5 protein-coding genes are annotated in these 4,389 nt (G+C 42.9%); all 5 read right to left on the bottom strand.

Annotation, left to right across the window (positions count from 1 at the left end; genetic code table 11):
- Positions 1–466: glutamate--tRNA ligase family protein (locus JR005_RS14635; RefSeq protein ID WP_228731762.1), on the bottom strand; the 466-nt coding region annotated here is incomplete at its 3' end.
- Between the two features lie 2 nt (positions 467–468).
- Positions 469–1,002: an RNA polymerase-binding protein DksA gene (gene dksA / locus JR005_RS06200; protein ID WP_004995330.1), complete on the bottom strand. Its 534-nt coding sequence runs from the start codon at positions 1,000–1,002 to the stop codon at positions 469–471.
- A gap of 211 nt (positions 1,003–1,213) precedes the next feature.
- Complete coding sequence (gene cpdA / locus JR005_RS06205; protein WP_005001814.1) at positions 1,214–2,026, bottom strand: 3',5'-cyclic-AMP phosphodiesterase; 813 nt, start codon at positions 2,024–2,026, stop codon at positions 1,214–1,216.
- 3 nt (positions 2,027–2,029) lie between these two features.
- Positions 2,030–2,656 carry an NUDIX domain-containing protein gene (locus JR005_RS06210; RefSeq protein ID WP_004995327.1) on the bottom strand — a complete coding sequence of 209 codons (627 nt, stop codon included), beginning with the start codon at positions 2,654–2,656 and terminating at the stop codon, positions 2,030–2,032.
- A 77-nt stretch (positions 2,657–2,733) separates the two neighbouring features.
- The coding region (gene thiC, locus JR005_RS06215; protein WP_228731763.1) for a phosphomethylpyrimidine synthase ThiC at positions 2,734–4,389 on the bottom strand (1,656 nt) is incomplete at its 5' end.

Consider the following 4,389-nt stretch of genomic DNA (forward strand, 5'->3'; position numbering starts at 1 on the left):
CCCGAATCGCTTGATCTTCAAAATTCAGATCTAGATCGCGACAAGTTCCCTGATAAATGGCATTTGAACCCAGCATTTTTCGGGTACATTGGCAGGCATAAACCAAATGTTGCTGTTTGAGTTGTTCAATGACTTGTTCGTAGATTGGCAAACGTTGACGCTGAAAAATAATCTCGCCATCTGCTTCAAAACCAAAAGCAGCAATGCTGTTTAGAATATGTGTTTCACTATCAGGATAGATGCGTGGGATATCAGTATCTTCGATCCGAACCAGCCAGCTTCCCTGTTGTGATTTGGCATCACAATAACTGACGACGGCGGTAATCAGTGAACCAAAATGTAGAGGACCTGTTGGAGAGGGCGCAAAGCGACCAATGTAGTGGCTACGCGAAACATGAGTATCGACGCTGTTTCGCTGTGGCACAAAAGCCGAGCATGGCTCGGCTGTGTTGTCATTCACGGTCATGGTTAGCCGTTATTTTGCTTCTCTTTGATTTCAGCAAGTGTTTTGCAGTCGATACATTGAGTCGCGGTTGGACGTGCTTCAAGACGACGCAGACCAATTTCAATACCACACGTTTCACAGTAGCCATAATCGCCTGATTTGATGTCTTCTAGCGATTGCTCGATCTTACGAATCAGTTTACGTTCACGGTCACGGGTACGCAGTTCAATTGCGAACTCTTCTTCTTGTGTCGCGCGGTCATTGACGTCTGGTAGCGCTGTAGATTCGTCCTGCATGGTGTTGAGGGTACGATCTACTTCAGACATCAATTCTGCTTTCCATGCCTGAAGAATTTTACGGAAGTGCTCAAGTTGCCCATCCGACATGTATTCTTCGTTTTTCTTTGGTTGATAAGGTTCAATACCAAATAAACTTGCAGTGGTGCCCCCTTCAGCAGCCTTTGGCTTTGCTTTACGCGGACGTTTTGCTGCGGTTTTATCACCGTCTAAAACATCGGTGTTTTCGTCCAAGACCTGGTTTTGGTTGTCATTCGCCATATAGGGCATTCCTCATCATACACGTACTATCTATACGCAAAAAATATGGTGGTATGCAAGTGTTTTTTATTCCATCCCGTCGGCGTATTTTCGATCGGGGTCGTCATCATATAGATTTTTTTTGCAAGATGATAGTCATCTGAGACGGCTTTTCGTTGCAAAGCTTTTCTACGGAGTGACGAACATAATCCAAAACGAAAAAAATAGAAAGTTAATAGCCTGATATTTCTGTATTTATAAGGTGGTTGATGTGCTCCAGACGTTGCACAACAGTTTCAAACGTTCCGTTTGTTTTAAGTTTCAGGACACGATAACCGGGTGCAACTGCATCAAGCGCAAATTGCTCGCTACACGGCTTAAATTGCACACTGGTCGATGGGGTAGATAAGCATTCAATATGTTGCCAGAAATTGCTCGAATTTTGATGCACATGACCATACAAAATCGCTTTCACTTGCTTAAAGCGTTCCAGTAAATTAAATACAGCCTGACTATTTTTAAGTTTGTGTTGATCGATCCATTTGGAATGCATCTCAAAGGGATGATGATGGCAAGCTAAAATAGTGGGATGAGCTTGATGTTGTTCCAGCAAATCAGTCAATTGTTCAAGTTGAGATGTAGAAACCAAACCATCGACCCGGTTGCTGACCGCAGTATTCAATAAAATAATACGCCAGTCGCCTAATTCGATTAAAACAGGCTGTTGAGGATTTTCTTGATGAAAAGGAAAGTATTTTTCATCGTCATGATTTCCTGGGGTATGGAAAAAAGGAATCCCCAACTGCTGCATAAAATGCAGATAACGTTGATACGTTTTAGGTCTTGGTGCTTGTGCCAAATCACCTGTATGAATAATGGCATCAGCTTGCGGATAATGTTGTTGAATGTGAGTCATCACTTCATGAAAACTTTGTTCAGGATTCATACCCACAAACTCGTGCTCAGGTTGTTCGAGCAAATGCGTGTCCGTGATTTGAATCAGGACATATTCTTGAGCTGAAGTTGGCACAACCTGAAAACTCACGGATTACCCCTTAGTATTTTTTGTCATTTTAATTTTTTGATTTAACCATTGTAACGCCATAATCACAGGCGCATTTTTGAGACGACCATGAGCAAAAAGCGGCTGCAACTGGTGATAGTCAAAAATATGCAATTGAATATTTTCGCCCTCATCTGCAAGACCATGTACACCACCATGCTCTGGTAAGTCAGTCTCAGCAGCATAAAGGTGAAACACTTCAGAACATGCGCCAGCCGATGGATAGAAGCTAAATAAATGCTCAAGTTCATCAATCTGACAACCAGACTCTTCCAGACTTTCACGGCGAATGCAGCTTTCAGGGGATTCATCACCATCCAAAACCCCAGCAATGATTTCAAGTTGCCATGGAGAATCTGGATCATCGATTGCACCGACGCGAAATTGCTCAATCAAGGCAAATCGTTGTTGTGCATCATTATAAAGCAGAACGCCTGCGGCTGTCTTGCGCTGGATGAGTTCTCTTTGAATTTGAGGAATAAAATCATTTTGATTAAACATGCGGTGTTGCAGGCTGACTTTTTCAACCTGTACAAATCCACGGAACACATATTCACGTGAATGAATCTTTACATCTTGCTGAGAAAAAGTAGCGTGTTCAACGATGTCCATAGGTCAAAATTAGGATGAAATACAAGTATTTCATCCTAACCGAGATCAAATTAAACACAAACGCTTTTTTGGTTCCTTTAAACTTTCTGGTATAGTTTTTGACCATTTTCGTGATAAGCGGTTTTCATGGCTTTGAGACCTGCTTCAACTTCTGAATCTTCAGATGTCGAGGATGCCGCATGGCTTAAGTTTTGAGCATAATCACGCACATTCTGGGTGATTTTCATAGAGCAAAACTTAGGGCCGCACATCGAACAGAAATGTGCTGACTTATGTGCTTCTTTGGGCATGGTTTCATCGTGCATGCTACGCGCCGTATCTGGATCAAGTGCCAGATTAAACTGATCTTCCCAACGGAACTCAAAACGTGCTTTAGAGATTGCATTATCACGCGCTTGCGCACCCGGATGACCTTTGGCTAAATCCGCTGCATGCGCTGCAATTTTATAAGTAATAATGCCATCTTTAACATCTTTCTTATTTGGCAAGCCGAGATGTTCTTTTGGTGTGACATAGCACAACATCGCTGTCCCATACCAACCAATCATGGCTGCACCAATTGCAGAAGTAATATGGTCATAGCCCGGTGCAATGTCAGTCGTCAAAGGGCCAAGGGTGTAAAATGGCGCTTCTTTGCAGACTTCAAGCTGTAAATCCATATTTTCCTTGACCATATGCATTGGTACATGTCCCGGGCCTTCAATCATGACTTGTACATCATGTTCCCATGCGCGATGAGTCAATTCACCCAGCGTTTTTAATTCTGAAAATTGAGCTTCGTCATTGGCATCCTGAATACAACCTGGACGCAAGCCATCGCCTAGACTAAAGGATACGTCATAGGCTTTCATGATTTCACAGATTTCATCAAAATGTGTATACAGGAAGTTTTCCTGATGATGTGCCAGACACCACTGTGCCATAATTGAACCACCACGGGAGACGATGCCTGTCAAACGATTTGCAGTCATTGGAACATAGCGTAATAGAACGCCAGCATGAATGGTGAAATAATCCACGCCCTGTTCAGCTTGTTCAATCAAGGTATCCTTAAAAATTTCCCAATTCAGATCTTCTGCGACACCATTGACTTTTTCTAAGGCTTGGTAGATTGGCACTGTTCCGATTGGTACAGGTGAATTGCGGATAATCCATTCACGGGTTTCATGAATATTTTTACCTGTCGATAAATCCATGATGGTATCTGCACCCCAACGGGTTGCCCAAGTCATTTTTGCGACTTCTTCATCAATGGATGAACCCAGTGCCGAGTTACCGATATTGGCATTGATCTTGACCAGAAAATTACGTCCGATAATCATCGGTTCACATTCTGGATGGTTAATATTGGCAGGAATAATCGCGCGTCCTTCAGCCACTTCCTGACGGACAAACTCTGGGGTAATTTCGGTAAGATTTTTTGCCCCGAAGTTTTGTCCTGCATGTTGGCGCATATCGACACCTTCACACTGACGCTGATTTTCACGAATCGCGATATATTCCATTTCAGGAGTAATAATGCCTTGTTTTGCATAATGCATCTGGGTGACATTTTTACCTGTTTTGGCACGGCGCGGATTTTGAATATGAGCAAAGCGTATTTCGGCGGTACGAATATCCTTTAGACGCTCTTGTCCAAATGTTGAAGTCAAACCTGACAGAACATCGGTATCATCACGCTCTTCAATCCATGTTTGACGGACAAGGGGTAAACCCTGATTCAGATCAATCTG

Origin of the sequence: Acinetobacter sp. Colony158 (genome assembly GCF_019264745.1) — a bacterium.
GTDB lineage: Bacteria > Pseudomonadota > Gammaproteobacteria > Pseudomonadales > Moraxellaceae > Acinetobacter > Acinetobacter ursingii.

What these genes read in the sequence shown, in the direction of transcription:
- dksA (WP_004995330.1), bottom strand. Translation starts at nt 1,002, where the DNA reads ATGGCGAATGACAACCAAAACCAGGTCTTGGACGAAAACACCGATGTT.
- JR005_RS06210 (WP_004995327.1), bottom strand. Translation starts at nt 2,656, where the DNA reads ATGGACATCGTTGAACACGCTACTTTTTCTCAGCAAGATGTAAAGATT.